At 73.9% G+C, this 22,768-nt stretch carries 27 protein-coding genes and 1 riboswitch; of the genes, 15 read left to right on the forward strand and 12 right to left on the reverse strand.

Annotation, left to right across the window (positions count from 1 at the left end; genetic code table 11):
• Nucleotides 1–32: 32 nt before the first annotated feature.
• From OG896_RS38660 to OG896_RS38670, 3 genes are all read right to left on the reverse strand, one after another.
• On the reverse strand, nt 33–1,049 hold the full coding sequence (locus tag OG896_RS38660; protein WP_329373016.1) for a hemolysin family protein: 1,017 nt from the start codon (nt 1,047–1,049) through the stop codon (nt 33–35).
• Nucleotides 1,046–2,410, reverse strand: coding sequence for a hemolysin family protein (locus OG896_RS38665; RefSeq protein WP_329373018.1), 1,365 nt, complete (start codon nt 2,408–2,410; stop codon nt 1,046–1,048). Before OG896_RS38665 ends, OG896_RS38660 begins: the two co-directional genes overlap by 4 nt.
• A 181-nt stretch (nt 2,411–2,591) precedes the next feature.
• Nucleotides 2,592–3,014: a GNAT family N-acetyltransferase gene (locus tag OG896_RS38670; protein ID WP_329373020.1), complete on the reverse strand. Its 423-nt coding sequence runs from the start codon at nt 3,012–3,014 to the stop codon at nt 2,592–2,594.
• A 157-nt stretch (nt 3,015–3,171) separates the two neighbouring features.
• Between OG896_RS38670 and OG896_RS38675 the strand changes: the two genes are divergently transcribed.
• Nucleotides 3,172–3,408: an antitoxin gene (locus OG896_RS38675; RefSeq protein ID WP_328459941.1), complete on the forward strand. Its 237-nt coding sequence runs from the start codon at nt 3,172–3,174 to the stop codon at nt 3,406–3,408.
• The gene (locus tag OG896_RS38680; RefSeq protein WP_328459940.1) at nt 3,405–3,776 is read left to right on the forward strand and encodes a fic family toxin-antitoxin system, toxin component; all 372 of its coding nucleotides are present in this window, start codon (nt 3,405–3,407) and stop codon (nt 3,774–3,776) included. Before OG896_RS38675 ends, OG896_RS38680 begins: the two co-directional genes overlap by 4 nt.
• A gap of 58 nt (nt 3,777–3,834) precedes the next feature.
• On the opposite strand, the gene bioD is transcribed toward OG896_RS38680, so the two are convergent.
• Nucleotides 3,835–4,572 (reverse strand): dethiobiotin synthase, encoded by a 738-nt coding sequence (bioD, locus tag OG896_RS38685; protein ID WP_329373023.1) that lies wholly within the window; start codon nt 4,570–4,572, stop codon nt 3,835–3,837.
• Between the two features lie 372 nt (nt 4,573–4,944).
• Between bioD and OG896_RS38690 the strand changes: the two genes are divergently transcribed.
• Nucleotides 4,945–6,165 (forward strand): 3,4-dihydroxy-2-butanone-4-phosphate synthase, encoded by a 1,221-nt coding sequence (locus OG896_RS38690; RefSeq protein ID WP_329373025.1) that lies wholly within the window; start codon nt 4,945–4,947, stop codon nt 6,163–6,165.
• 109 nt (nt 6,166–6,274) lie between these two features.
• Here OG896_RS38690 and OG896_RS38695 read toward each other — a convergent pair whose 3' ends face one another.
• A complete protein-coding gene (locus tag OG896_RS38695) occupies nt 6,275–7,579 on the reverse strand; it encodes an adenosylmethionine--8-amino-7-oxononanoate transaminase (RefSeq protein WP_329373027.1) in 1,305 nt (434 codons plus the stop codon).
• Nucleotides 7,572–8,810 (reverse strand): biotin synthase BioB, encoded by a 1,239-nt coding sequence (gene bioB, locus OG896_RS38700; RefSeq protein ID WP_329373029.1) that lies wholly within the window; start codon nt 8,808–8,810, stop codon nt 7,572–7,574. Before bioB ends, OG896_RS38695 begins: the two co-directional genes overlap by 8 nt.
• Nucleotides 8,811–8,930: 120 nt before the next feature.
• Here bioB and OG896_RS38705 point away from each other — a divergent pair, with 120 nt between their 5' ends.
• On the forward strand, nt 8,931–10,130 hold the full coding sequence (locus tag OG896_RS38705; protein WP_329373031.1) for an 8-amino-7-oxononanoate synthase: 1,200 nt from the start codon (nt 8,931–8,933) through the stop codon (nt 10,128–10,130).
• On the opposite strand, the gene OG896_RS38710 is transcribed toward OG896_RS38705, so the two are convergent.
• Together OG896_RS38710 and OG896_RS38715 are read right to left on the reverse strand one after the other, a co-directional pair.
• Nucleotides 10,102–10,353, reverse strand: a complete 252-nt coding sequence (locus tag OG896_RS38710; protein WP_328459929.1) for a DUF397 domain-containing protein — start codon at nt 10,351–10,353, stop codon at nt 10,102–10,104. The two genes, OG896_RS38705 and OG896_RS38710, sit on opposite strands and share 29 nt — an antisense overlap.
• Entirely contained in the window at nt 10,350–11,204 is an 855-nt protein-coding gene (locus tag OG896_RS38715) for a helix-turn-helix domain-containing protein (protein ID WP_329373034.1), read from the reverse strand. The genes OG896_RS38710 and OG896_RS38715 overlap by 4 nt, the downstream gene beginning before the upstream one ends.
• Before the next feature lie 265 nt (nt 11,205–11,469).
• On the opposite strand from OG896_RS38715, the gene OG896_RS38720 reads away from it, so the two are divergent.
• Nucleotides 11,470–11,898 carry an ATP-binding protein gene (locus OG896_RS38720; protein WP_329373036.1) on the forward strand — a complete coding sequence of 143 codons (429 nt, stop codon included), beginning with the start codon at nt 11,470–11,472 and terminating at the stop codon, nt 11,896–11,898.
• Between the two features lie 29 nt (nt 11,899–11,927).
• On the opposite strand, the gene OG896_RS38725 is transcribed toward OG896_RS38720, so the two are convergent.
• Nucleotides 11,928–12,677 (reverse strand): GNAT family N-acetyltransferase, encoded by a 750-nt coding sequence (locus tag OG896_RS38725; protein ID WP_329373038.1) that lies wholly within the window; start codon nt 12,675–12,677, stop codon nt 11,928–11,930.
• A 239-nt stretch (nt 12,678–12,916) separates the two neighbouring features.
• Here OG896_RS38725 and OG896_RS38730 point away from each other — a divergent pair, with 239 nt between their 5' ends.
• The 5 genes from OG896_RS38730 to OG896_RS38750 all read left to right on the forward strand — a co-directional run bounded on the left by OG896_RS38730 (nt 12,917) and on the right by OG896_RS38750 (nt 16,687).
• A complete protein-coding gene (locus OG896_RS38730; protein ID WP_329373040.1) occupies nt 12,917–13,585 on the forward strand; it encodes an ADP-ribosyltransferase in 669 nt (222 codons plus the stop codon).
• A gap of 117 nt (nt 13,586–13,702) precedes the next feature.
• Nucleotides 13,703–14,149, forward strand: a complete 447-nt coding sequence (locus OG896_RS38735; RefSeq protein WP_329373042.1) for a hypothetical protein — start codon at nt 13,703–13,705, stop codon at nt 14,147–14,149.
• A gap of 98 nt (nt 14,150–14,247) precedes the next feature.
• On the forward strand, nt 14,248–15,180 hold the full coding sequence (locus OG896_RS38740) for a hypothetical protein (RefSeq protein ID WP_329373044.1): 933 nt from the start codon (nt 14,248–14,250) through the stop codon (nt 15,178–15,180).
• Nucleotides 15,181–15,288: 108 nt separating this feature from the next.
• Nucleotides 15,289–16,461, forward strand: coding sequence for a permease (locus OG896_RS38745; RefSeq protein ID WP_329373046.1), 1,173 nt, complete (start codon nt 15,289–15,291; stop codon nt 16,459–16,461).
• Between the two features lie 43 nt (nt 16,462–16,504).
• Nucleotides 16,505–16,687, forward strand: a complete 183-nt coding sequence (locus tag OG896_RS38750) for a hypothetical protein (protein WP_329373047.1) — start codon at nt 16,505–16,507, stop codon at nt 16,685–16,687.
• Between the two features lie 197 nt (nt 16,688–16,884).
• Here the strand turns inward: OG896_RS38750 and OG896_RS38755 are convergent, their stop codons facing one another.
• From OG896_RS38755 to OG896_RS38765, 3 genes are all read right to left on the reverse strand, one after another.
• Nucleotides 16,885–17,382, reverse strand: a complete 498-nt coding sequence (locus tag OG896_RS38755) for a C40 family peptidase (protein WP_329373049.1) — start codon at nt 17,380–17,382, stop codon at nt 16,885–16,887.
• Between the two features lie 3 nt (nt 17,383–17,385).
• Nucleotides 17,386–17,517: riboswitch (cyclic di-AMP (ydaO/yuaA leader) on the reverse strand.
• Nucleotides 17,518–18,075: 558 nt separating this feature from the next.
• On the reverse strand, nt 18,076–18,411 hold the full coding sequence (locus tag OG896_RS38760; protein WP_329373051.1) for a hypothetical protein: 336 nt from the start codon (nt 18,409–18,411) through the stop codon (nt 18,076–18,078).
• Between the two features lie 6 nt (nt 18,412–18,417).
• Complete coding sequence (locus OG896_RS38765) at nt 18,418–19,083, reverse strand: ATP-dependent Clp protease proteolytic subunit (RefSeq protein WP_329374560.1); 666 nt, start codon at nt 19,081–19,083, stop codon at nt 18,418–18,420.
• Between the two features lie 188 nt (nt 19,084–19,271).
• Between OG896_RS38765 and OG896_RS38770 the strand changes: the two genes are divergently transcribed.
• The 5 genes from OG896_RS38770 (at nt 19,272) to OG896_RS38790 (ending at nt 22,765) form a co-directional block, all read left to right on the forward strand.
• On the forward strand, nt 19,272–19,562 hold the full coding sequence (locus tag OG896_RS38770) for a type II toxin-antitoxin system Phd/YefM family antitoxin (protein WP_329373053.1): 291 nt from the start codon (nt 19,272–19,274) through the stop codon (nt 19,560–19,562).
• A 67-nt stretch (nt 19,563–19,629) separates the two neighbouring features.
• Nucleotides 19,630–19,932: an urease subunit gamma gene (locus OG896_RS38775; protein WP_329373055.1), complete on the forward strand. Its 303-nt coding sequence runs from the start codon at nt 19,630–19,632 to the stop codon at nt 19,930–19,932.
• Nucleotides 19,933–19,944: 12 nt separating this feature from the next.
• A complete protein-coding gene (locus OG896_RS38780) occupies nt 19,945–20,277 on the forward strand; it encodes an urease subunit beta (protein ID WP_329373056.1) in 333 nt (110 codons plus the stop codon).
• Complete coding sequence (locus OG896_RS38785) at nt 20,270–22,009, forward strand: urease subunit alpha (protein ID WP_329373058.1); 1,740 nt, start codon at nt 20,270–20,272, stop codon at nt 22,007–22,009. The genes OG896_RS38780 and OG896_RS38785 overlap by 8 nt, the downstream gene beginning before the upstream one ends.
• 6 nt (nt 22,010–22,015) lie before the next feature.
• Nucleotides 22,016–22,765, forward strand: a complete 750-nt coding sequence (locus OG896_RS38790; protein ID WP_443057291.1) for an urease accessory protein UreF — start codon at nt 22,016–22,018, stop codon at nt 22,763–22,765.
• Nucleotides 22,766–22,768 lie beyond the last annotated feature (3 nt).

Consider the following 22,768-nt stretch of genomic DNA (forward strand, 5'->3'; position numbering starts at 1 on the left):
ATTGCCGTGCGCGCCGGTCGGGTGCCCGAGGGTCAGGGCCGGCCCCGCCCCACCAGCTCCTTGAGGACGTCCTCCATGGTGACCAGGCCGACCCCGTGCCCGTCGGCGTCCACGACGGCGGCGAGGTGGGCGCGGCCGGCACGCATCGCGGTGAGGACGTCGTCGAGCGGGGTGGCCGCGCCGACGCGGGTGATCCGGCGCAGCGCCGACCGGGGGAAGGGCGCGTCGCGCGGCTCGGCGTCGAGCGCGTCCTTGACGTGGAGGTAGCCGAGGACGCGCCCGTCGTCGTCGGCGACCGGGAAGCGGGAGAAGCCGGACCGCGCGCTCAGGGCCTCCAGCCCCTCCGCGGTGATGCCGAGCCGGGCACGTACCACCCGCTCCGGCGGCACCACGATCTCGCCGACCGGCCGCCGCCCCAGCTCCAGCGCGTCCCGCAGCCGCTCGGCGGCCCGTTCGTCCAGCAGCCCGGCGGCGCCCGCGTCCACCACCATCCGCGACAGCTCGTCGTCGGAGAACACCGCGGCGATCTCGGTACGCGGCTCCACCCGCGCCAGCTTCAGCCCCGCGTTGGCGAGCGCGTTGATCGCGAAGATCAGCGGACGCAGCGCCCGGGTGAGCGCGACCAGGGGCGGCCCCAGCAGCAGGGCGGACCGCACCGGGTCGGCGAGCGTGATGTTCTTCGGCACCATCTCCCCGAAGAGCATGTGCAGATAGGTCGCCACCGCCAGCGCGATCACGAACGACACCGGGCGCGCCGCGCCGTCCGGCACGTGCGCGGCATGGAAGAGCGGTTCCAGCAGGTGCTCGATGGCCGGCTCCGCGACGATGCCGAGCACCAGCGTGCAGGCGGTGACGCCGAGCTGGGCGGCGGCCAGCAGCGGCGAGACGTGTTCGAGGCCCCACAGCACCCGCCGCGCCCGCCGGTCGCCCGCCTCGGCGCGCGGCTCGATCTGGTCGCGGCGCACCGAGATCATCGAGAACTCGGCGCCGACGAAGAAGGCGTTCACCACGATGGTGAGCAGGCCCACCACCAGCTGGACGGCGGTCACCGCGCGGCCCCCGTCCCGTCGGCGGCCGTACCGGTGGCGTCGGTGCCGGGCCCGCTCGGCGGGGACACCAGCCGGGCCCGCGCCGCGCGCCGCCCGCTCGCGTCGGTCACCTCGATCCGCCAGCCCTCCACCTCGACCACGTCACCGCGCTCCGGAATCCGCCCGAGCCGCTGCGCGACCAGCCCGGCCAGCGTCTCGTACGGCCCGTCGGGCGCGTGCAGCCCGATCCGCTCCAGCCGGTCCTCGGTGCGGGCCGCGCCGTCCGCGTCGTAGATCCGGCGGCCCAGCGGGTCCTCGCGCAGGAAGAGCAGGTCGGGCGCTTCGAGCGGGTCGTGCTCGTCCCGCACCTCGCCGACCACCTCCTCCACGATGTCCTCCAGCGTGGCGACGCCCGCGGTGCCGCCGTACTCGTCGATCACCACGGCCATCGAGCGGCGGGCGGAGAACCGGTCGAGCAGCCGGTCCACGGCCAGGGAGTGCGGGACCAGCAGCGGCTCGCGCAGCAGCTCGGTGACCGGCACCCGGGGCCTGCGGTCGGCGGGGACCGCCAGCACGTCCTTGATGTGCACGGTGCCGATCACCGCGTCGAGGGTGCCGCGGTAGACCGGGAAGCGGGACAGTCCGGTGGCGCGGGTGGCGTTCGCGACGTCCTCGGCGGTGGCGCGCGCCTCCAGGGCGGTCACCTGGACCCGGGGCGTCATCACGTTCTGGGCGGTCAGGTCGGCCAGGCCGATGGTCCGGACGAACAGCTCGGCGGTGTCCGGCTCCAGGGCGCCCGCCTTCGCGGAGTGCCGGGCCAGCGCGCGCAGCTCCTGCGGGCCGCGCGCGGAGGCCAGCTCCTCGGCCGGCTCCAGGCCCATCCGGCGCAGCACCCGGTTGGCGGTGTTGTTCAGGTGCCGGATCAGCGGCCCGAACGCCGTGCTGAACGCGCGCTGCGGGGTCGCGACCGCCTTCGCCACTTCCAGCGGCCGCGAGATCGCCCAGTTCTTAGGCACGAGTTCGCCGATGACCATCAGCGCCACCGTGGACAGCGCGGTGCCCAGCACCAGCGCCAGCGACGCCGCCCCGGACGCGGGCAGCCCCGCGGCACGCAGCGGCCCGCGCAGCAGCTTCGCGACCGACGACTCGGCCAGCATGCCGATGATCAGCCCGGTGACGGTGATCCCGAGCTGCGCGCCGGACAACTGCACGGTCAGCGAACGGACCGCGGCCAGCGCGGCCGCCGCCCCGCGCTCCCCGCCCGCCGCCGCGCGCTCCAGCTCGCCGCGCTCGACGGTCGTCAACGAGAACTCCGCGGCGACGAACACACCGCACACGAACGTGAGCAGCAGCGCCACCGCCACCAGGAGCGTTTCGATCATCGGAACACCTCACCCCCCATGATCAACCAGCCCCCGCCCACCCGCACCCACACGAACCCGGCGAAGTGCGCCCGGGTGCCCGATCAAGGGGCGCGGGGAACCGCGCGACAAGCCCCCCGTCGGGGGATCGGTCCGGAACCGACAGTACGGGGCACCCTGGGGGGCCCGCCCACGTCGGGCGCTAGCCCAACCACTTCGTCCAGCGCCGCCACTGCTCCTCCGGCAGGTAGCCGCCGGCCCGCCACGCGTGCTGCGCCCGTTCGTTCGCCTCCAGCACCATCGCGTCGCCGCGTCGCCCCCCGAGCGCGAGGAACCGTTCCTCCGCTGCCTCCAGGAGCGCCCGGGCCACACCCTGCCGGCGGGCATCCGGGTGAACGGCCAGCCGGTACAGATGGCACCGCCACCCGTCGAACCCCGCGATCACCGTCCCCACCAGGGCCCCGTCGCGCTCGGCGAGCAGCAGGGCCTCGGGGTCCCGCGTGACCAGCCCGGCCACGCCTGTCTCGTCGTCACTGATGCTGGTGCCCTCCGCGGCCACCTGCCAGAAGGCCAGTACGGCGCCGGCGTCCGCGACCGCTGCCGGCCGTATCCGAAGATCGCTCATGCGCCCCAGCCAACCAGCCCGGCTCGCCGCGCCCCGGAGGATTTCGCGATCCGAGACACGCGGGGGACACGCCGACGACGCGCCACGGGCCGCGCGGCCCGGGCGATCCCGCAGAGCGCTCTTGCCGCTACTAGCACCCGAGCGCTAGCGTGGACGCATGGCGAAAACCCAGTTGAACGTGCGGGTGGAAGAAGCCACCGCGGAGACGGCGCGGGAACGCGCCTCGCAGCGCGGCATCAGCGTGAACCGCTACATCGAGGAACTCGTCCAGCAGGACGAGGGGGAGAACGGCCGGGCCTTCGTCCAGGCCGCGGCCGACTTCATGAAGCGGTACGAAGCGGTCTTCGACGAGGAGTTCGGCAGCACGCCCCCCACCGGTGAAGGCGCCCGTTGACCCTGCGGATCGACCTCGCCTGGCTGCTGATGGTCGCCGAACACAACACGCCGGGGGACCCGCAGGTCACCGACTGGGGCGCGCTCGTCGCCGCCGTGAGCCGGCACCGCGCCGAGATATTCGGCCGCCCCGTCTACGGAGACGAGCACCTGCGGGCGGCCGCGCTGCTCCAGTTGCTGCTGCACGTCCCGGCCCTGGAGCGGTCCAACGCGCTGTTCGCCACCGCCGTGGCCTACGCCTACCTCGTCGCGGAGGGGCTGAAGGTCACCACCTCGCCCGAGCAGGTCCGCGATCTGGCCCGCCTGGTCAAGGACGGCGGCGTCGGCGTCGACCGGATCGCCCGCGAGCTGCGCGCCTGGACCGGCTGAGGGTGTCGCCGGGGCGCCGATCCGGACCGGGCCACCAACCCCCGCCCCGCCCCTGCCCCTACCCCTGCGCGGTGGGCTGCGGGGGCCCGTAGACGTGCGCGAAGGCGGCCGGGTCCCACACGCCGCCCAGCTGCGGCGCGAGCCAGTCACGGGCCGCGGCGCGGAACGCCGTCGGCGACAGGGACGCGGCAGCCTGCGGCAACGCACCCAGCAGCGGCGCCCCCGCCGACTCCGGCAGGTCCAGCACGTTGCAGCGCTCGGCCAGGCCCGGCTCGCTCGCCCAACTGCCGATGATCACACCGAGGCAGGTGAGCTTGCGGGCCCGCATCGCCTCCGCGGTCAGCGCCGTCGCGTTCAACGTGCCCAGCCCCGCGGGTGCGACCAGCAGCACGCCCGCGTGCAGCAGCGACGCCGTGTCCGCCAGCGTGGAGCCCTTCTCGTCGTACCGCACCAGCAACCCCCCGGCGCCCTCCACCAGCACCACGTCGTGCACGGCCGAGAGCTTCGCCGCGGCCTCGGCGATCTCCTCCGGGGTCACCGCCGGCCGCCCCGACCGCCGCGCCGCCGTGGCCGGCGCCAACGGCTCCGGGTAGCGCGCCAGTTCCACCGCCGTCACCTCACCGGCCAGCCGCGCGACCTCCGCGGCGTCCCCGGGCCCGCCCTCAAGCACCCCCGTCTGCGCGGGTTTCAGCACCGCCACGCTCAGCCCCTGCGCCAGCGAAGCAGCCGCGACCGCCGCCGTCGCCACCGTCTTGCCCACCTCGGTGCCCGTCCCGGTCACCACAACGATCGCCATACCTGCACTCCCCTCGGAAAGCCCCCAGCATGCCCGCCCACCCCCCACCTCGCACAAACCGAGCCCCCTGTCCCGGGCCTGGCGACCGGCGCGAAGGCGGCGCGCGCCGGCCCGTAAGCAGCCGGGTGGAGCCGGTCGAGTGGGCCGCGCGCGCTGCTTGCCCGGCAGTTGCGGCTCGTGTTGGATGGCGGCGGTGCGATTCCAAGGTGCGGCGGTGAGAGCCCGCCGGTTCCACCCGTCGCGGTGGGACGAGCCGGTGTGATTCCGGCGCCAAGCGGTGACACCCCGCCACCTCTCGGGCCCGACGCGGGCCCCTGCGCGGTTCTCCCCGCGGCCGGTTGTCGTCCGGCCGCTGACGAGAGGTGGTACGAGTTGTTCACCGGACACATTCACGAGGTCGGCACCGTGGTGGCCGAGGGCCCGGACTTCATCATGGTGCGGGCGCCCGAAGCGGCCAGGTCCGCGGCCTGTTCGATCTGCGTGAACGGCGTGGGGCTGACGGTGGCGCCGGTCGCCGGGCAGGACGGTGTCCTGGCGGCGGCCGTGTCGGCCGACACCCGGCGCAGGTCGACGCTCGGCCGTATCCCGCCCCAGACGCGCGTCAACGTCGAGACACCGTTGCGGCTCGGCGATCCCAGCGGCGGGCACCTGGTCCAGGGCGACGTCGAGGCCGTCGGCAAGGTCGTACGGATCGATGACGACGGCCCGATGCGGCGGATGTGGATCAAGCCGCCCGAGCGGTTCCACGCGCTGGTCACGGCCAAGGTCCAGGTGGCGGTCGACGGGGTCAGCCTCACCGTCGCCGAGGTGGCCCGGGACCGGTTCGCGGTGGCGCTGGTCCCGTTGACGCTCCAGGCCACCACGCTGGCGGACCTGTCCGTGGGGGACCAGGTCAACCTGGAGCCCGACCTGGTCACCCGACTGGCGCGGCGCTGGCCGCAGGACCCGCATCGGGCGGTGTCCGAGGTGGTCGCGGCGCTGCCGTGGGCGGGACGGGTCGCCGGCGCCCGGGGCGTGCAGCAGGCAGTGGCGCAACTCGCGGCCGGCGGTGGGGTAGTGATCTGGGACCCGGAGCGGGAGTGCGAGGGCGACGTGGTGTTCGCGGGGGCGCGGCTGCGCCCCGAGGCGTTCACCTTCCTGCTCACCCAGGTCTGCGGCCACTCCACGGTGCCGTGCGCGCCCGAGGTGCTCGAACGGCTGGAGCTCGGCCCGGTGCCGGGCCCCGGCGACCGGCACGGCACCCGGCCGCACGTCCCGGTGGACCTGGCGGCGGCGACCGGCACCGGTGTCTCGGCGGCAGAACGTGCCGCGACCGTACGGCGGTTGGCCGATCCGGACGCCCGGCCGGCGGACTTCCTGCGGCCCGGGCACGTCTTCCCCCTGGCCGCTCGCCCGGGCGGCCTCGCGGAGCGTGCCGGCCACACGGAAGCCACCGTCGCGCTGTGCACGGCGGCCGGACTGCCGCCGGTGGGCGTCTGCTGCGAGGTCATGAACCACGACGGCACCATGGCCAAGGCGGCCGACCTGGAGATCGCCGCGCTGCGCTGGGGCCTGCCGCTGGTGGACATGGCCGACCTGGCCCGGCACCTGTGAGGCCGGTCAGCGGCCGTGGACTCCACGACGACCCGCGCTTCTTCGCCGGGTGCCGCTCCCTGCGGGAGGGCGGCGCGGGGGCACCCCGGGCGGCCGGGGTGCCCCGGGTTCAGCCGGCGGCGGACGCCGCGACGATGGCCGCACTGATCCGGGCGACGTCCTCGTCCCCGGTGACGTAAGGGGGCATCGCGTAGACGAGGTCGCGGAAGGGCCGCAGCCACACGCCCGCGCGGACCGCGGCGCGGGTGGCCGCGTCGATGTCGACGGGGTGGTCGAGCTGGACCACCCCGATCGCGCCGAGCACGCGGACATCGCGCACCCCGGGCAACTCGGCGGCGGGCGCGAGCCCTTCCCGCAGCCCGGCCTCGATCCGTTTGACCTCGGTCGCCCAGTCCTGGGCGAGCAGGACGTCCAGCGACGCGTTCGCCACGGCCGCGGCGAACGGGTTCCCCATGAACGTGGGGCCGTGCGCGAGCACGGGCACCTCGCCGCGCGAGATCCCCTCGGCCACCCGGGAGGTGCACAGGGCCGCGGCGAGGGAGACGTACCCCCCGGTGAGCGCCTTGCCGACGCACATCACGTCGGGCGCGATCCCCGCGTGCTCGGCCGCGAACAGCCGTCCGGTGCGGCCGAACCCGGTGGCGATCTCGTCGAGGACGAGCAGGACGTCGTACTCGTCGCACGCCTCCCGCAGCACCCGCAGGTACGCGGGGGAGTGGAACGCCATCCCGCCCGCGCCCTGGACGACGGGTTCCACCACGACCGCGGCCAACTCGTCGGCGTGACGCCCGATCAGCTCGCGCAGGTGGGCGGCGTACGCGGCCGACGGCTCCGCGTCGAACCCGGGCGGCGGCGCGTCCGCGAAGACCTGCTCCTGTAGCACACCGGACCATAGATGGTGCATACCGCCATCCGGGTCGCATACCGACATCGGCTGCCAGGTGTCGCCGTGGTACCCGCCGCGCCAGGTGAGCAGCCGCCGCTTGCCCGGCCGCCCCAGCGAACGCCAGTACTGCAGGCACATCTTGAGCGCCACCTCGACCGACACCGAGCCGGAGTCCGCGAGGAAGACGTGCCGCAACGGCTCCGGAGTGATCTCGACCAGCCGCGCGGCCAGCCGCACCGCAGGCTCGTGGGTGAGCCCGCCGAACATGACGTGGCTCATCCGGTCCAGTTGGGCGTGGGCGGCCTCGTCGAGCACCGGGTGCCGGTAGCCGTGGATCGCCGACCACCAGGACGACATGCCGTCCACGAGCTCGGTCCTGCCCTGAGCGGGCGCGGCGAGCCGCAGTCGTACGCCCGAGGCCGACTCCACCACCAGGGGTTCCTGGCGGCCGGGCATCGGGCCGTAAGGATGCCAGACGTGCTGCCGGTCCAGGTCCAGCAGCACGTCCACCGGCAGCGGTTCAGGCATTGGGCGGCAGGTCCGTCCCCGCACCTCGCCGGCGCACGGCGACCAGGTCCGTACGGGGACCCGAACCCGACGCCGTGCCGGCAGGCTGGCCCGTAGCCGTAGCCGTAGCCGTAGCCGTAGCCGTAGCCGTAGCCGTAGCCGTAGCCGGCTCGCCGTGCTCGCACGATCCGCACGCCGTGTCGTGGGACCCGCAGCCCGAACCGGCCGCCGTGCGCGCCTCGTCGGACCGCCGGTGCGCGGGCAGCGTGGTGGTCTCGGCGCCCTCCACCTCGAAGCCGGCGTCCGCGATCATGTCGAGGTCGGTCTGCCCGGCCTGCCCCTCGCTCGTCAGGTAGTCGCCGAGGAAGATCGAGTTGACCAGGTGCAGCGCGAGCGGCTGCATGCTGCGCAGGTGCACCTCGCGCCCGCCGGCCAGCCGTACCTCCACGTCCGGGCAGACGAACCGCACCATCGCCAGAATCCGCAGGCACCGCTGCGGGGTGAGGTTCCACTCCTTGGCCAGCGGGGTGCCCTCGAACGGGATCAGGAAGTTGACCGGCACCGAGTCCGGGTCCAGCGCCCGCAGCGAGAACACCACGTCCACCAGGTCCGCGTCGCTCTCGCCCATCCCCGCGATCAGCCCCGAACACGCCGACAGCCCCGCCGCCTGCGCCTGCCGCACCGTGTCCACCCGGTCGGCGTAGGTGTGCGTCGTGGTGATGTCCGCGTAGGTGCCCTCGGACGTGTTGAGGTTGTGGTTGTACGCGTCCGCGCCCGCGGCCCGCAGCCGCTCCGCCTGGTCGCCGGAGAGCAGCCCGAGGCAGGCGCACACCTCCACGCCCTCGTTGCCGTCCTTGATCGCCTCGATGGTCTTCGAGACCCGGTCCACGTCCCGGTCGGTCGGCCCGCGCCCGCTGGCCACCAGGCACACCCGCTTCGCGCCCCCGGACACCCCCGCCGTGGCCGCCGCGACCGCCTCGTCCGGCTTCAGCCAGGTGTACTTGAGGATGTCGGCCTGCGAGCCGAGCCGCTGCGAGCAGTACGAGCAGTCCTCCGGGCAGAGACCGGACTTGAGGTTCACCAGGTAGTTGAGCTTGACCCGGCGACCGAACCACTGCCGGCGCACCCGGCCCGCCGCGGCCACCACGTCCAGCAGTTCGTCGTCGGAGGTCGCGAGCACCGCCAGCGCCTCGTCCCGCGTCGGCGGCTCGCGCCGCAGACCCTTGCCCACCAGTGCCGTCAGCAGATCCATGCCCGCAATCCTCGCGTACGGCGGCGGGCCCGGCCAATGGCGCACCGCACAACATCAGCGGCCGGGTATGTGTGCATCACCACACCCGGTATCGGGCCGCTCACCCAGTACGTTGCTGGCGTGGACAGCACTTCTCAGCAGCACGGACGCGCCGACGGCCCCTTCGGATGGCTCACCGCCCAGGACCGGGTGCGGCGGGCCGCCGGCCTGCGCCGCGAACTGCGGCCCCGGGCGGCCGACTCGCCGCTGCTGGACCTGGCGGGCAACGACTACCTCGGCCTGACCCGGCACCCGGAGGTGGTCCGGGCCGGCGCCGACGCCTGCCTGCGCTGGGGCGCCGGCTCCACCGGCTCCCGGCTGGTCACCGGCAGCACCGCGCTGCACGCCGAACTCGAGGCGGAGCTCGCCGCGTTCACCGGGTTCGAGGCCGCCCTGGTCTTCGCCTCCGGCTACGCCGCCAACCTCGCCGCCATCACCGCGCTCACCGGCCCCGGCACCCTGCTGGTCTCCGACGCGGCCAACCACGCCTCCCTGATCGACGGCTGCCGGCTGTCCAAGGCCAGGACCGAGGTGGTCCGCCACGCCGACCCCGAAGCGGTCCGCAAGGCGCTCGGCGCACGCGACAGCGGCGAGCCGCCCGCCGACGGCGCGGGCGGGAACGCTTTCGTCGTCAGCGACGCGGTCTTCTCCGTCGACGGCGACGCGGCGCCGCTGCCCGAACTGGCCGCCGCCTGCCGCGCGTACGGCGCGGCGCTGCTGCTCGACGACGCGCACGGCCTGGGCGTCATGGGTGACGGCGGCCGGGGCAGCGCCCACGCCGCCGGGCTGGCCGGAGCGCCCGACGTGGTGTGCACCGCCACCCTCTCGAAGTCCTTCGGTGCCCAGGGCGGGGTGGTGCTCGGGCCGGCCGCCGTGATCGAGCACCTCGTCAACGCGGCCCGCACCTTCATCTTCGACACCGGACTGGCCCCCGCCGCCGCGGGCGCCGCGCTGGCCGCGCTGCGGCTGCTGCGACGCGAGCCGGACCGGGCCGCCCGCGCCCGCCAGGTGGCCCGGGACTTCCACCGGTTGCTGACCGGGCGCGACCTGGACGCCACCGCGCCCGACGCGTGCGTGGTGTCCGTGCGCGCACCCTCGCCCGACGACGCCCTCGCCTGGGCCGCGCGCTGCCGGGAGGAGGGCCTGGCGGTCGGCTGCTTCCGCCCGCCGTCCGTGCCGGACGGGGTCTCCCGGCTGCGGCTGACCGCGCGGTGCGACCTGACCGGCCCTCAGGTCCACCGCGCGGTCGACGTCATCGCCCGGGCCGCTCCACCGCGCTGAGCGGCCCGCCGTCGGCCAGATCCCGGACGAAGTCGCTCCACGCCTGCGGGGCGAAGAGCAGCGCGGGCCCGCGTACGTCCTTGGAGTCACGGACCGCGGTCAGACCCGAGGGGAGCCTGGCGGCCTCCACGCAGTTGTTCGCCGCGGTGCTGTGACTGCTGCGCCGCCAACTAGCGCCGCCGAGCGTCTCGCTGGAGGAAATAAAACGGGGCAGCGTTGTCATGAAACCTCCTTACGAATGCTGTTGATCATTTCAGCCGACTCCTCCCGGTGAAGAGCGCGGCCACTCAATCGGGCGAACGCTGCTCCGTACGCCGCGATGTCCTCTTTCCGATCGACGTAGAGACTACTCGTCAAATGGTCGACAACCACCACGTCGAGATCGGCAATGCGCGGAAATGAGAAGATGACGAAAGAATTCGTCACTCCTTGGTGTCCGCCGGCCGCGAACGGGAGCACTTGCAGACGCACCTGGGGCAGCTCCATCGCCTCGCGCAGCCGCAGCAGTTGCTCGGCCATCACCTCCGGGCCGCCCACCCACCGCCGCAGCACCGACTCGTCGAGCACCGCCCACAGCTCCAGCGGCCGGTCCTGGCGCAGGACCGCCTGCCTGGCTATCCGGACGTCAACGAGCGCGTCCACCTCGCGCTCGGTGAGCTGGGGCATCACGTCGCGGGTCAGCGCGCGGGCGTACGCCGGGGTCTGGAGCAGTCCCGGCACCACGCTGTTCTCCATCGAGCGGGCCCGGCTGGCACCCGTCTCCAGGGTGATGAAGTCGCGGTACTCCGGCGGCAGCACGTCGCGGAAGTCGTGCCACCAGCCGCGCTGGTAGCCGCGGCCGGCGAGCGTCGCCAGCAGGTCGCGCAGGTCGCCGTCGCGTACCGCGTACACGCTCAGCAGCACCTCCACGTCCTCGGGGCGCACGCTGCTGCGGCCGGTCTCGATCCGGCTGACCTTCGACTGGTGCCAGCCGGCCAGCCGGGCCGCTTCCCCGCTGGTCAGTCCGGCCAGATCGCGCAGCCGGCGCAGCTCCTCGCCGAGCCGGCGCCGGCGTACGGCCGGGACTCGTTCCATGATGTTTCGCGCCTCCTGGGCTGAAGTGGTGCAGTCGTCGTCCGTCGCGAACACTGCGATACGACAGTGTGCCGACCAAATGCGTTCTCACGTAGCAGAGTTCACCGTTTTGAGCGACAGATATATGCATAGCGCGCTCTCCGGTCCTAATGGCGGCACGATGGATGACACTCTGGCGCGAATCAGCCGCATCCGGACCCGGCACGTACGGACTCCTCCGTGCGCGCCGGCGTCCGGACCCGGCGAGAAAGGGAACAGCGTCACCATGGCTGACCTTCAGGAAGCATCCGTCACCCTGCCGAGTGACCCCGTAGCGGTGTCCGCGGCGCGGGCCTACGTGTGCGCACGGCTCGCCGAGTGGGGGCTGCCGCCCGACGCGCCGACCCTGGACTCCGTACGTCTGGTCGTCTCCGAACTCGCCACCAACGCGGTGCTGCACACCTCCGGCCTGTCACCCAACTTCACCGTGGACATCCGTTTGGAGCACAGCGAGCACTTGCACATCGGCGTCACCGATTCGCACCCGCGCTGGCCGCAGCGCCTGCCCGGCGCCGTCCAGCAGGACAACGGGCGCGGCATGGCGATCGTCCGCCACCTCGTCGCCGAGTCCGGCGGCACGTTGCGGATCATCCCGACCTGTGACGGCGGCAAGACGGTCTGGATCATGATCCCCTGGGCGATCCCCGTGCTCTGACCAGCCGCCCCGGGCCGTCGGCGCGCGCCTCACGCGCCGTTCCGGTCCGCGGCCGGCGGGGCCTGCGGGTACGGGTACGGGTACGGGTACGGGTCCGGCGGCAGCGGGTCCGGGGCCGGCAGCAGCAGGGCCTCGGCGCCGACCGGGGTGAAACCCGCGGCCAGGAAGGCGCGCAGGCTCGCCGCGTTGCCCGGGGCGATCTGCGCCCACACCGGGGCGCCGTCCGGCACCAGATGGCGCGCGGCCACGGCCAGCGACCGCCCGAGACCCCTGCCGCGGGCCCGGGGTTCGACCTCCACGGCCGCCTCCCAGCGGCCGGCCACACCGCGGCCCAGCAGCAGCGTCGCGCCGGGGACGGTCCAGGCGCGCACGCCGTCACGGTGCCGCAGCGCGCGCACGATCCGGGGGTGCGAGCGGTCGTTGGTCTCCACGAGCGCGGGGCCGGGCGGCGGCCCCGGCAGCGGACCCGCCACGGCGAGGACGTCGATGTTGTTGACCTGGCGGCCGGTGCGGGCCGTGAGCGCGCTCAGGAACGGCGGGTTGAGCGGCGCGGACAGGTCACCGGCCGGCAGCAGCTCCCGCAGGGCAACCCCGGTGTCCTCCCGGTCGTCCGGCCCGGCGTCCACGTCCGCGAACACCACGCTGTGCGCGGTGAACGCGATCACCCCGGCATCCCGGAGCGACGGCTGCGGCACGAACGCGACGGTGCCGTCGGGCGGCGGGAAGGCGCCGCGCGCGACATCGGCGAGCAGGCGGGCGAGTTCGGTGGGGCGGGCCATCCCCGCATTCTCGCCCCCGGCGGGGGGGACCGGTCCCTGGCAGGTCCCTGGCAGGTCCCCGGCAGGTCCCCAGCGGGGGACCGCTCCCGCGCGGCGAGACTCCGGCGCGTCAATGCCGCGCTGACTTCACGTCAACTCCGTTCTGAAACAGCACCGGTACGGGTTCACCGACGTGCGGACGCGCCTACGATCGGGTGACGTTCAGCGGTCCCGGCTTCCGTGACCGGCACGCTACGTCCATGATCATGAACCGAGTCCGGTCGCTCGCCGCGGCCGGCGCGCTGACCCTCACCGCCGTTCTCGCCACCCAGACGTCCTCCGGTGCGGCGACGGCGGCTCCGACCCGGGCTCCCGAAGCGCCCGCGGCCGCCGCGGACTTCTGCCCCGTCGTCCACGACCCGCTCTTCGCCGCCGCCGACCGCAGCGTCGACGTCCACCGCATCGTCCCCGACCCGCCGAGCTACCGCCGCACCTGCGGCGAGCTGTACCGCGCGGACGGGCGGGCGCCGGCCGTGGTCTTCCACGACGGCTTCCAGCCGAAGGCCCCGCAGGACGGGCAGTACGACCTGGCCGCCTACGTCGAGGTCAACCAGCCGTCGCCGTACGTCAGCACCAGCTACGACCACGACCTCTACAAGCAGTGGAAGTCCGCGTACAACTACTACATCGACGCACCCGGCGGGATCGACGTCAACGCCACGATCGGTGACACCCACAAGTGGGCCGGCCAGCACGAAGTGGCCTTCGCCGGCGGCATCGACCGCCGCTTCGTCGTCGGTGCCTGCCCGGTGGACAAGGCGACCAAGAGCGAGGTCCTCTCCGGCTGCGTGCGCAACCCCTTCTACACCCCCTGGCGTCTCGTCCCGGCCCCCGAGCCCCAGGGCCCGGAGCTCCTCCCGGCGAACTGACCGGGGCGCCCGCGCCGTATACCCCGTGTGGGTATACGGTCGGGGTGGCCGCGGCGTGGCGGCCGGTTGGTCCGGCGGCTGCGTGGCGCAGGACGTCGAGCGGGAAGGGAACGGGTGATGGCAGGCGTGGGGGTGGCCGGTCGGCGGGGTATCGCCCGGCTCCTGCTGGCCTGCGCCGTTCTGGCCGGCCTGTTCCTCATGCACGGCGCCCCGTCAACCGCGGCCGAAGGGTGCCACGGTGACGTGACGTCGCTCGCCGCCATGCACGCGGATGGTGGCGGGCCGATGGCGGTTCGCGGACCCGCGACGGCGCCGCGCTCCGGCGGTGCCGTCGACCACGGCGCGCGGGCGGCGGCGCCGGTCGCGGCACACGGGGAGAAGTGCGTGTCCACCCCGGCCCGCGCGCGCGGCCCGCTGCCGGTGAACGCGTCCGCGGCCGTCGTCACGGTGGCCGCCGTACCGGTGTTGGTCGGCCGCGCCGCACCGGTCGGCCGCAGGTGGTGGCGCGGGCCGCCGACGGGCGGGCGCGACCTGCTGCTTCGGGTGGGCGTCGCGCGGACCTGAGCAGGCCGTGCCGGAACGGCGGTTGTGCCGGTTCCGGCGACGCGTCCTGCTCGCTCCGCGCGCCCGTCGTGGCGCGCCCCTCCGGAAAGAACCTCCCGATGTCCTCCTTCCTCCGTACCTTCGCACACCACCGCGCCCTCTTCGCGGCCGGCGCGGCCGCCGTACTCGCGCTGGCGCTCGCCGGGTGCGGCTCCTCCGGCGACGCCGCCTCGGCCCCGGCCGGATCGACGGCCCCGTCCACGGCTGCCGCGACGCCCTCGTCCGTCGGTTCCGCCCACGACGGCCCGACCATGCCCGGCATGGACCACATGGCCGGCGGCGACGGCCTGTCCGCCGCCATGGACGGCTACCAGCTGACCAGCGCGACCAGGACGCTCCCGGCGGGCCGGCCGGGCGCCTACCGGTTCACGGTCACCGGGCCGGACGGCAGGCCGGTCACCGACTTCGCGGTCGACCAGACCAAGCGCCTGCACTTCTACGCCGTCCGCTCGGACCTGACGGGCTTCCAGCACCTCCATCCGGTCATGGCGGCCGACGGGACGTGGACCGCGGACCTGGCCGAGTTGAAGCCCGGCGCCTGGCGGATGTTCGCGTCCTTCACGCCCGGCAGCGGCCCGGGCAAGGGCACGGCGTTCGTCCTGTCCCGCACTGTCGCCGTGCCGGGGCCGGCCACCATGGCGGCGCTGCCCGCGCCCGCGCCGTCGGTACGGGTGGACGGCTACACCGTCGCCGTCGCGGGCGGGTTGATGGCCGGGATGGAGCACCCGCTCACCGTCACGATCACCAAGGCGGGCAAGCCCGTCACCGACCTACAGCCGTATCTGGACTCGTACGCCCACCTGACCGCCTTCCACCAGGGCGACGGCGCGTTCGCGCACCTGCACCCGACCGCGCGGGTGGACGGTGACCACGGCGGGCCGCAGCTGTCCTTCCACGCGGAACTTCCCTCGGCCGGCGACTGGCGGCTCTTCCTGCAGTTCCGGACCGCCGGCACCCTGCACACCGCCGCACTGACGCTCGACGTCGGCTGAACCGGTGGGGGCCGCCCGGGTGGCGGCCCCCACCCGCGCCTCCGGGCCGCCCCGCGACCTCGCACCGGCCCGCCCTCCAAGGAGCACCCGGCAGGGAAGGTTTCGTCCATGCACGCCGTACTGCACGCGCTGTCCATCACGGGCTCCATGACGTGGGAGATCACCTGGGCACTGATCCTGGGCTTCGCCCTGTCCGCCGTCGTCCAGGCGATCATCCGCAAGTCCACGGTGGTCGCGCTGCTCGGCGACGACCGCCCCCGCACCCTCGCCGTCGCCACCGGCCTGGGAGTCGCCTCCTCGTCCTGCTCCTACGCGGCGGTGGCGCTGGCGCGCTCGCTGTTCCGCAAGGGCGCCGACTTCACCGCCGCGATGGCCTTCGAGATCGCCTCCACCAACCTCGTCGTCGAACTCGGCGTGATCCTCGCGCTGCTGATGGGCTGGCAGTTCACGCTGGCCGAGTTCATCGGCGGCCCCGTCATGATCATCCTGCTCGCCGTGCTGTTCCGGCTGTTCCTGCGCGACCGGCTGCTGCGCCAGGCCCGCGAGCAGGCCGAGCGCGGCGTGGCCGGGTCGATGGAGGGCCACGCCGCGATGGACATGTCCGTACGGACGGAGGGCTCGTTCGCCCGCCGGCTGCTGTCCCGCGAGGGGGTCACCGCCACCGCCCACGTGTTCGTCATGGAATGGGCGGCGATCCTGCGCGACCTGGTCGTGGGGCTGCTCATCGCCGGCGCGATCGCGGCCTGGGTGCCGGACTCCTTCTGGCGGGCCTTCTTCTTCTCCGGCCACCCGCTGGCGTCCAAGCTGTGGGGGCCGCTGATCGGGCCGCTCGTCGCGGTCGCGTCGTTCGTCTGCTCCATCGGCAACGTGCCGTTGGCGGTGGTGCTGTGGAAGGGCGGCATCAGCTTCGGCGGGGTGGTCGCGTTCATCTTCGCCGACCTGCTGATCCTGCCGATCCTGAACATCTACCGGAAGTACTACGGCGCACGCATGGCCCTGTTCATCCTCGGCACCTTCTACCTCGCCATGGCCGTCGCGGGATACGTCGTCGAACTCCTCTTCGGCGGCCTCGGCCTGATCCCCGACCAGGCCGACGCGAAGATCCCCACGCAGGGCGTCAGATGGAACTACACCTCCTTCCTCAACATCGCCTTCCTCGTCCTGGCCGCCGCCCTCCTGGTGCGCTTCTTCCGGACCGGCGGCGCCGGGATGCTCCGCATGATGGGCGGCGCCCCCGACGCCGATGACGCCGAGCACGCGGATCACGCCGGGCACGGGTGACGGGGAAGGCGCTCAGAGCGGTCCGGGCACCCTGCCCGGGTGGGTGCGCGCGTCCGGCCCCGCCTCGCCGGGCTACTGGGGGGCCGACTGCCCGCGGCACGCCGCCGTCGGCGACACCGGCCGTACCCTCACCGGCATTGCGGCCCTCCTCGCCGTGGCCGTGGCCGGGGGAGCGACGGCGGCCTGGCGGGTGTCCCGCGGGTGGGGCCGGGCCACGGCGATGTGACGAGGCGTCAGCGGGTGGAGCCGTAGGGGCGCGGCGGGCAGGGGCGGGCGCGTGGTTCGGGGCCGGGCGCGGACCTGAGCGCGGACCTGGGCTCGGACGGAGCCTCGCGCCGCCGTGGAGGGGGCCCGGGGCCCGGCCCGCGTCGACCGTCGGGGGCGCGGTGCGCGTGCGGTCGAGTGCCCGGCCGCCGGGCGGCGTCAGTTCACCCGTCCGTACCAGACGCCGCTGGTCCAGATGTGTTCGAGCCGGACCGTGCTGCCGGTCTTCGGCGCGTGCCAGATGTTGCCGTCGCCCGCGTAGATCCCCACGTGGTAGACCGATGCGCCGGACGAGCCGCTGTGGAAGAAGACCAGGTCGCCCGCCCGGCGGGAACCCGCCGAGATGTGCGTGGTGCGGTTGTACTGGGCGGCGGCGGTGCGCGGCAGTTGCTCGCCCGCCTGCTTGAACGAGTACAGCGTCAGCCCCGAGCAGTCGAAGCGGTACGGCCCGGTGGCCCCCCACTGGTAGGGCGAGCCCTTCTTCGACGCGGCGATGCTCAGCGCCCTGGCGGCCATGGTGGCGGCGTCGGCCCGCTGGGCGTTGCCCGGCAGCAGGATCGGGACGGCGACGGCCGCTGCGGTGAGCAGAGAGGCGGCTCCGAGCCGCGAGAGCCGGGAAGTGGCCGGCCGAAAGCAGATGCGGTTGGGCGTGCACATGCGCGACCCTTCGTCATCAGCCTGCGAAGGATGACCTGTCGGGTTCGGGCTGGCGAAGATGCCCGGCCGCATGCAAGCGGCTTCACCCCAAGGGTGCTCCGGCGCCCGCCGGAGACCGGTGGGCGCCGGAGCGACCCGTCGTGCTGGGTCCTCCGCTCCTGCCGTTGCACTCGTGTCGACCTGGCATCCGCGCGTCGGCAGGACTGGGCATCCGCACGGACCGCCCCGCCACGGCGGCGGGGGCTTGTCGTCACCACGGATGGTTACGCACACGACGGGGCGGCGCCGGGACAGAAACGCGCGATGTGACCTTCATCACATTGCATCCAGCCGGGTGAACCGCCGCCCCCGCGAGCCGCTCGCGTACCCCCGCCGTACCCCCTGAACTGCGCCGACCGGTACCGGCGAAGTCGCAGTCCAGCCGACACGCGCAATCGCGCACCCGTTTGCCACGAGAACTTCCGATACGCCAATGGGCTGATGAGACCGGCGGTCGTGTCGCGGAAAACGGTGACACGCGGTGACGGCGGGCGGGTTCGGCCGGGTGCGCGCGACCGCGCCTCCGCGGTGCCGCCTCCTCCGTGGCGCCGCCGAGGGTGCGGCCCGACCACGCGTCGCCGACGGTGCGGCCCGACCACCCGCCGCCGACGGTGCCATGCCGACCACGCGCCGCTGACGGCGCGCTGCCGCGGTCTACGCCGACGGGTCGCCGCTGCCCCCCGGGTCCGCCGCCGGCTCGGGCGCCACCGCGACCCGCGCGGCCCGCCGCTCCCCGTCCAGTACCCGCAGGGCGCGGCCGAGGGTGGCGTGGTGCAGGTCCGTCTCGCCGCGCAGGTGCATCACCGTGAGCGCGTCCCGCATCGCCAACGCCCGGCTGACGAGTGCCTGCGCGGCCCGGAGCGCCGAGTAGGTGTCAGTGGTGCGGGAGGGGTTGATCCGGCCGAGCAGGTCGACCAGTTCCAGGTAGCAGTCGATGAGTTCGCCCTCGGAGCGCGTGAGGGCGGGCAGCGGCGGGAGTTCGGGCGCCACGCCGGCTCACCGCGGGCCGGTGCCGCGCGAACCGTTGCCGCCCTTGCGGCTGGTGGTCAGCGCGTCGGCCAGCCCGTACGCGACCGCCGCATTCGCGTCGAAGATCGTGTCGCGTTCGAGGTCGGCGGAGACCCGCTCGGCCGGCTGACCGGTGTGACGCACCAGCAGGGCCTCCAACTGGTCGCGGGTGCGCAGCATTTCGTTGGCCTGGATCTCCAGGTCCGAGGTGTCGCCCCGCACCACGTCGCCGAGCGAGGGCTGGTGGATGAGGATGCGGGCCCCCGGTGTGATCATCCGCTTGCCCGGTGCGCCCGCCGCCAGCAGCACCGCGGCCGCCGACGCGGCCTGCCCGATGCAGACCGTCGCCACGTCGCAGGTGACGAACTGCATCGTGTCGTAGATGGCAGTCATCGACGAGAACGAGCCGCCGGGGGAGTTGATGTAGAGGTTGATGTCCTGGTCGGGCGAGGCGCTCTCCAGATGGATGAGTTGGGCCATCACGTCGTTGGCCGAGGTGTCGTCGACCTGCGTGCCCAGGAAGACGATGCGCTCCTGGAGCAGCTTGGAGTACGGGTCCATCGTGCGGACGCCGTTGCTGCTGCGCTCGGTGAACTCGGGCAGCACGTAACGGGCCGTGGGTGCCAGGGGAGAGGCGGACGCCAGGTGCGTCATGAAGCTCGGGGTCGCGGGCGTCGGGTGGTCGGTCATCGCACACCTCCGTCGGTGCCGCGTCGGCGCCCGCCGGCTCGGCCGCCGGTTCCGGGGTGGGAGCGGGGGCGGGGGCCGGCGCGGACATCGGTCGCGGCATCAATCCGTCAGGTCAAAATGTACAGGACGTACATCTCGTTATGATGGGGAGCATGACCCATGACGTCCCGGTGACACAAGCCCGCGCGCAGCTCGCCGAACTGATCAACCGCGTGGTCTACGGCGGCGAGCAGGTGGTGCTGACCCGGCACGGCAAGCCCCTGGTCGGCCTGGTCTCCGCCGCTGACCTGCAACGACTGCGGGAACTCGACGAGCAGGCCGAGGAGCAGGTGATCAGTACGGTCTCCACGCTGGGCGGCCGCGCGTCCGCCACGGGCGAACGCCACCGGTTCGGCATCGCCGCCGAGCACCGCGGCCCCCAGCCGGGCGACCGCCGCCCGTAACAGCTGTTAACGCGTTCGAAACCGCGCCGAACTAGCCTCACGGGCCCGGAGACTGTGAGGTGCGGCTGTGCGGTTGACCCCCCATGAGCAGGAGCGGCTGCTGATCCATGTGGCCGCCGACGTGGCCGAGCGAAGGCGCGCCCGCGGGCTGCGGCTCAACCACCCCGAGGCGGTCGCGCTGATCACCGCGCACATCCTCGAAGGCGCCCGCGACGGGCGGCGGGTGGCCGAGCTGATGGCGTCCGGGCGGACCGTGCTCAGCCGGGCGGACGTCATGGACGGCATCGCCGAGATGATCCCCGAGGTGCAGGTCGAGGCCACCTTCCCCGACGGCACCAAGCTCGTCACCGTCCACCAGCCGATCGTCTGAGGGGCGGCGCCCGTGATCCCCGGAGAGATCCTGACCGCTGCCGGTGCCGTGCCGCTCAACGTCGGCCGCCCGGTCACCCGGCTCACCGTGCTCAACGCCGCCGACCGGCCGGTACAGGTCGGCTCCCACTACCACTTCGCCGAGGCCAACCCGGCGCTGCGCTTCGACCGCGCCGCCGCTCGCGGCCTGCGGCTGAACATCGCGGCGGGCACCGCCGTCCGGTTCGAGCCGGGCATCCCGGTCGAGGTCGAGCTGGTGCCCGTCGCCGGGCAGCGCGTCGTGGCCGGACTGCGCGGCGAGACCGCCGGGCCCTTGGACGAGCAGAGCGGAGCCGCCGGTGCCTGAACTGTCCCGGGCCGTATACGCCGACCTCTACGGACCCACCGCCGGCGACCGTATCCGCCTCGCCGACACCGACCTCCTGATCGAGGTCGAACGCGACCTCGCGGGCGGGCCCGGCACCTCCGACCACCCCGGCACCGCGGGCGACGAGGCGGTCTTCGGCGGCGGCAAGGTCATCCGCGAGTCGATGGGCCAGGGCCGTGCCACCCGCGCCGAGGGCGCCCCCGACACCGTGATCACCGGCGCCGTCGTGCTGGACCACTGGGGCGTGGTCAAGGCGGACGTCGGCATCCGCGGCGGCCGGATCACCGCGCTCGGCAAGGCGGGCAACCCGGAGACGATGGACGGGGTCCACCCCGACCTGGTCATCGGCCCCGACACCGAGATCATCGCGGGCAACGGCGCCATCCTGACCGCCGGAACCATCGACGCGCACGTCCACTTCATCTCGCCGACCCTGATCGACCAGGCACTCGCCTCCGGCGTCACCACCCTCGTCGGGGGCGGCACCGGCCCGGCCGAGGGCACCAAGGCGACCACCATCACCCCCGGCGGCTGGCACCTGGCCCGGATGTTCGCCGCTCTGGAGGCGTACCCGGTCAACATCGGGCTGCTCGGCAAGGGCAACACCGTCAACCAGCCGGCCATGCACCAGCAGTTGCGGGACGGCGCGGTCGGCTTCAAGATCCACGAGGACTGGGGCGCGACGCCGGCCGCGATCGACGCGTGCCTGCGCGTGTGCGAGCGCAGCGGCGCCCAACTCGCCATCCACACCGACACGTTGAACGAAGCGGGGTTCGTCGAGGACACCCTCGCCGCGATCGCCGGACGCGGCGTGCACGCCTACCACACGGAGGGCGCGGGCGGCGGGCACGCACCCGACATCATCACCGTCGTCTCGCAGCCGCACGTGCTGCCGTCCTCCACCAACCCGACCCGCCCGCACACCGTCAACACCGTCGAGGAGCACCTCGACATGCTGATGGTCTGCCACCACCTCAACCCGGCCGTCCCGGAGGACCTCGCGTTCGCCGAGTCCCGCATCCGACCCTCCACGATCGCCGCCGAGGACGTGCTGCACGACCTCGGCGCCATCAGCATCATCAGCTCCGACTCCCAGGCGATGGGCCGGATCGGCGAGATCGCGACGCGCACCTGGCAGACCGCACACGTGATGAAGCGCCGCCGCGGCGCCCTGCCCGGCGACGGCCCCGCTGACAACCACCGCGCGCGCCGCTACGTCGCCAAGTACACGATCAACCCCGCCATCGCCCAGGGCCTCGACGCGGAGATCGGCTCGGTGGAAGCGGGCAAGCTCGCCGACCTGGTGCTGTGGCAGCCCGCCTTCTTCGGGGTCAAGCCGCAACTGGTCATCAAGGGCGGCCAGATCGCCTACGCGCAGATGGGAGACGCCAACGCGTCGATCCCCACCCCGCAACCCGTGCTGCCCCGGCCGATGTTCGGCGGCGTCGGCGCCGCGCCCGCCGCGAACTCCGTCAACTTCGTCACCCAGGCGGCCATCGACGACGCGCTGCCCGAACGCCTCGGCCTGGCCAAGCCGTTCACCGCCACCCGCGGCACCCGCGCCGTCACCAAGGCCGACCTCCGGGAGAACGACGCGCTGCCCCGGGTCGAGGTCGACGCCGACACGTTCACGGTGCGGATCGACGGGGAGACGGTGGAGCCCGCGCCCGCCGTCGAACTTCCCATGGCCCAGCGGTACTTCCTCTTCTGAGGCATGATGGCGACGGAATCCGCAACCGGCGGCTGTGACGGTCCCGACCGTTCTGACGGTCCGGTCGGCGCTGACGGTCCCGGCGCGCGCGCCGCGCTGCTGCTGCTCGCCGACGGCCGCTTCCCGGCCGGCGGCCACGCCCACTCGGGCGGTGTCGAGGCGGCCGTGGCCGAGGGGAGGGTACGGGACGCGGGTACGCTCGCGGACTTCTGCAGGGGCCGGTTGCACACCACAGGACTGGTCGCCGCCGCACTGGCCGCGGCGGCGACCGCCGGGGCCGATCCGCTCGGCCTCGACGAGGCGGCCGACGCGCGGACGCCCTCCGCGGCGCTGCGGGCGGTCTCCCGGCGGCTGGGCCGCCAACTCCTGCGGGCCGCACGGGCCGTGTGGCCCGCGCCCGCGCTGGACGAACTCGCCGCGGCGCGCCCGCGCGGCGCGCACCAGCCGGTCGTGCTCGGGCTCGCCGCCGCGGCGGCGGGGCTGCGGCCGGCCGATGCTGCGCAGGCCGCCGCGTACGACTGCGTCAGCACGCCCGCGTTCGCCGCGGTGCGGTTGCTCGGGCTCGATCCGTTTCACGCGGTGCGCGTTCTGGGGCGGCTCGGGAACGAGGTGGACGCGGTGGCGGGCGCAGCGGAGGAGGCCGCCCGGCGAGCCTTGCGGGAGGGGCTCGGCGCCCTTCCCGCCGCTTCCTCGCCCCTCCTGGACCTCGGCGCGGAGGCGCATGTCACGTGGCCCGTGCGGCTCTTCGCGTCATGAGAG

Origin of the sequence: Streptomyces sp. NBC_00669 (assembly GCF_036226785.1) — a bacterium.
Lineage (GTDB): Bacteria > Actinomycetota > Actinomycetes > Streptomycetales > Streptomycetaceae > Actinacidiphila.

Bases quoted from the DNA above. Each gene is read 5' to 3' on its own strand.
- OG896_RS38665 (WP_329373018.1), bottom strand. From the start codon at position 2,410: ATGATCGAAACGCTCCTGGTGGCGGTGGCGCTGCTGCTCACGTTCGTG.
- OG896_RS38670 (WP_329373020.1), bottom strand. From the start codon at position 3,014: ATGAGCGATCTTCGGATACGGCCGGCAGCGGTCGCGGACGCCGGCGCC.
- OG896_RS38675 (WP_328459941.1), top strand. From the start codon at position 3,172: ATGGCGAAAACCCAGTTGAACGTGCGGGTGGAAGAAGCCACCGCGGAG.
- bioD (WP_329373023.1), bottom strand. From the start codon at position 4,572: ATGGCGATCGTTGTGGTGACCGGGACGGGCACCGAGGTGGGCAAGACG.
- OG896_RS38695 (WP_329373027.1), bottom strand. From the start codon at position 7,579: ATGCCTGAACCGCTGCCGGTGGACGTGCTGCTGGACCTGGACCGGCAG.
- bioB (WP_329373029.1), bottom strand. From the start codon at position 8,810: ATGGATCTGCTGACGGCACTGGTGGGCAAGGGTCTGCGGCGCGAGCCG.
- OG896_RS38710 (WP_328459929.1), bottom strand. From the start codon at position 10,353: ATGACAACGCTGCCCCGTTTTATTTCCTCCAGCGAGACGCTCGGCGGC.
- OG896_RS38715 (WP_329373034.1), bottom strand. From the start codon at position 11,204: ATGGAACGAGTCCCGGCCGTACGCCGGCGCCGGCTCGGCGAGGAGCTG.
- OG896_RS38720 (WP_329373036.1), top strand. From the start codon at position 11,470: ATGGCTGACCTTCAGGAAGCATCCGTCACCCTGCCGAGTGACCCCGTA.
- OG896_RS38725 (WP_329373038.1), bottom strand. From the start codon at position 12,677: ATGGCCCGCCCCACCGAACTCGCCCGCCTGCTCGCCGATGTCGCGCGC.
- OG896_RS38730 (WP_329373040.1), top strand. From the start codon at position 12,917: ATGATCATGAACCGAGTCCGGTCGCTCGCCGCGGCCGGCGCGCTGACC.
- OG896_RS38735 (WP_329373042.1), top strand. From the start codon at position 13,703: ATGGCAGGCGTGGGGGTGGCCGGTCGGCGGGGTATCGCCCGGCTCCTG.
- OG896_RS38740 (WP_329373044.1), top strand. From the start codon at position 14,248: ATGTCCTCCTTCCTCCGTACCTTCGCACACCACCGCGCCCTCTTCGCG.
- OG896_RS38745 (WP_329373046.1), top strand. From the start codon at position 15,289: ATGCACGCCGTACTGCACGCGCTGTCCATCACGGGCTCCATGACGTGG.
- OG896_RS38755 (WP_329373049.1), bottom strand. From the start codon at position 17,382: ATGTGCACGCCCAACCGCATCTGCTTTCGGCCGGCCACTTCCCGGCTC.
- OG896_RS38765 (WP_329374560.1), bottom strand. From the start codon at position 19,083: ATGACGCACCTGGCGTCCGCCTCTCCCCTGGCACCCACGGCCCGTTAC.
- OG896_RS38770 (WP_329373053.1), top strand. From the start codon at position 19,272: ATGACCCATGACGTCCCGGTGACACAAGCCCGCGCGCAGCTCGCCGAA.
- OG896_RS38790 (WP_443057291.1), top strand. From the start codon at position 22,016: ATGGCGACGGAATCCGCAACCGGCGGCTGTGACGGTCCCGACCGTTCT.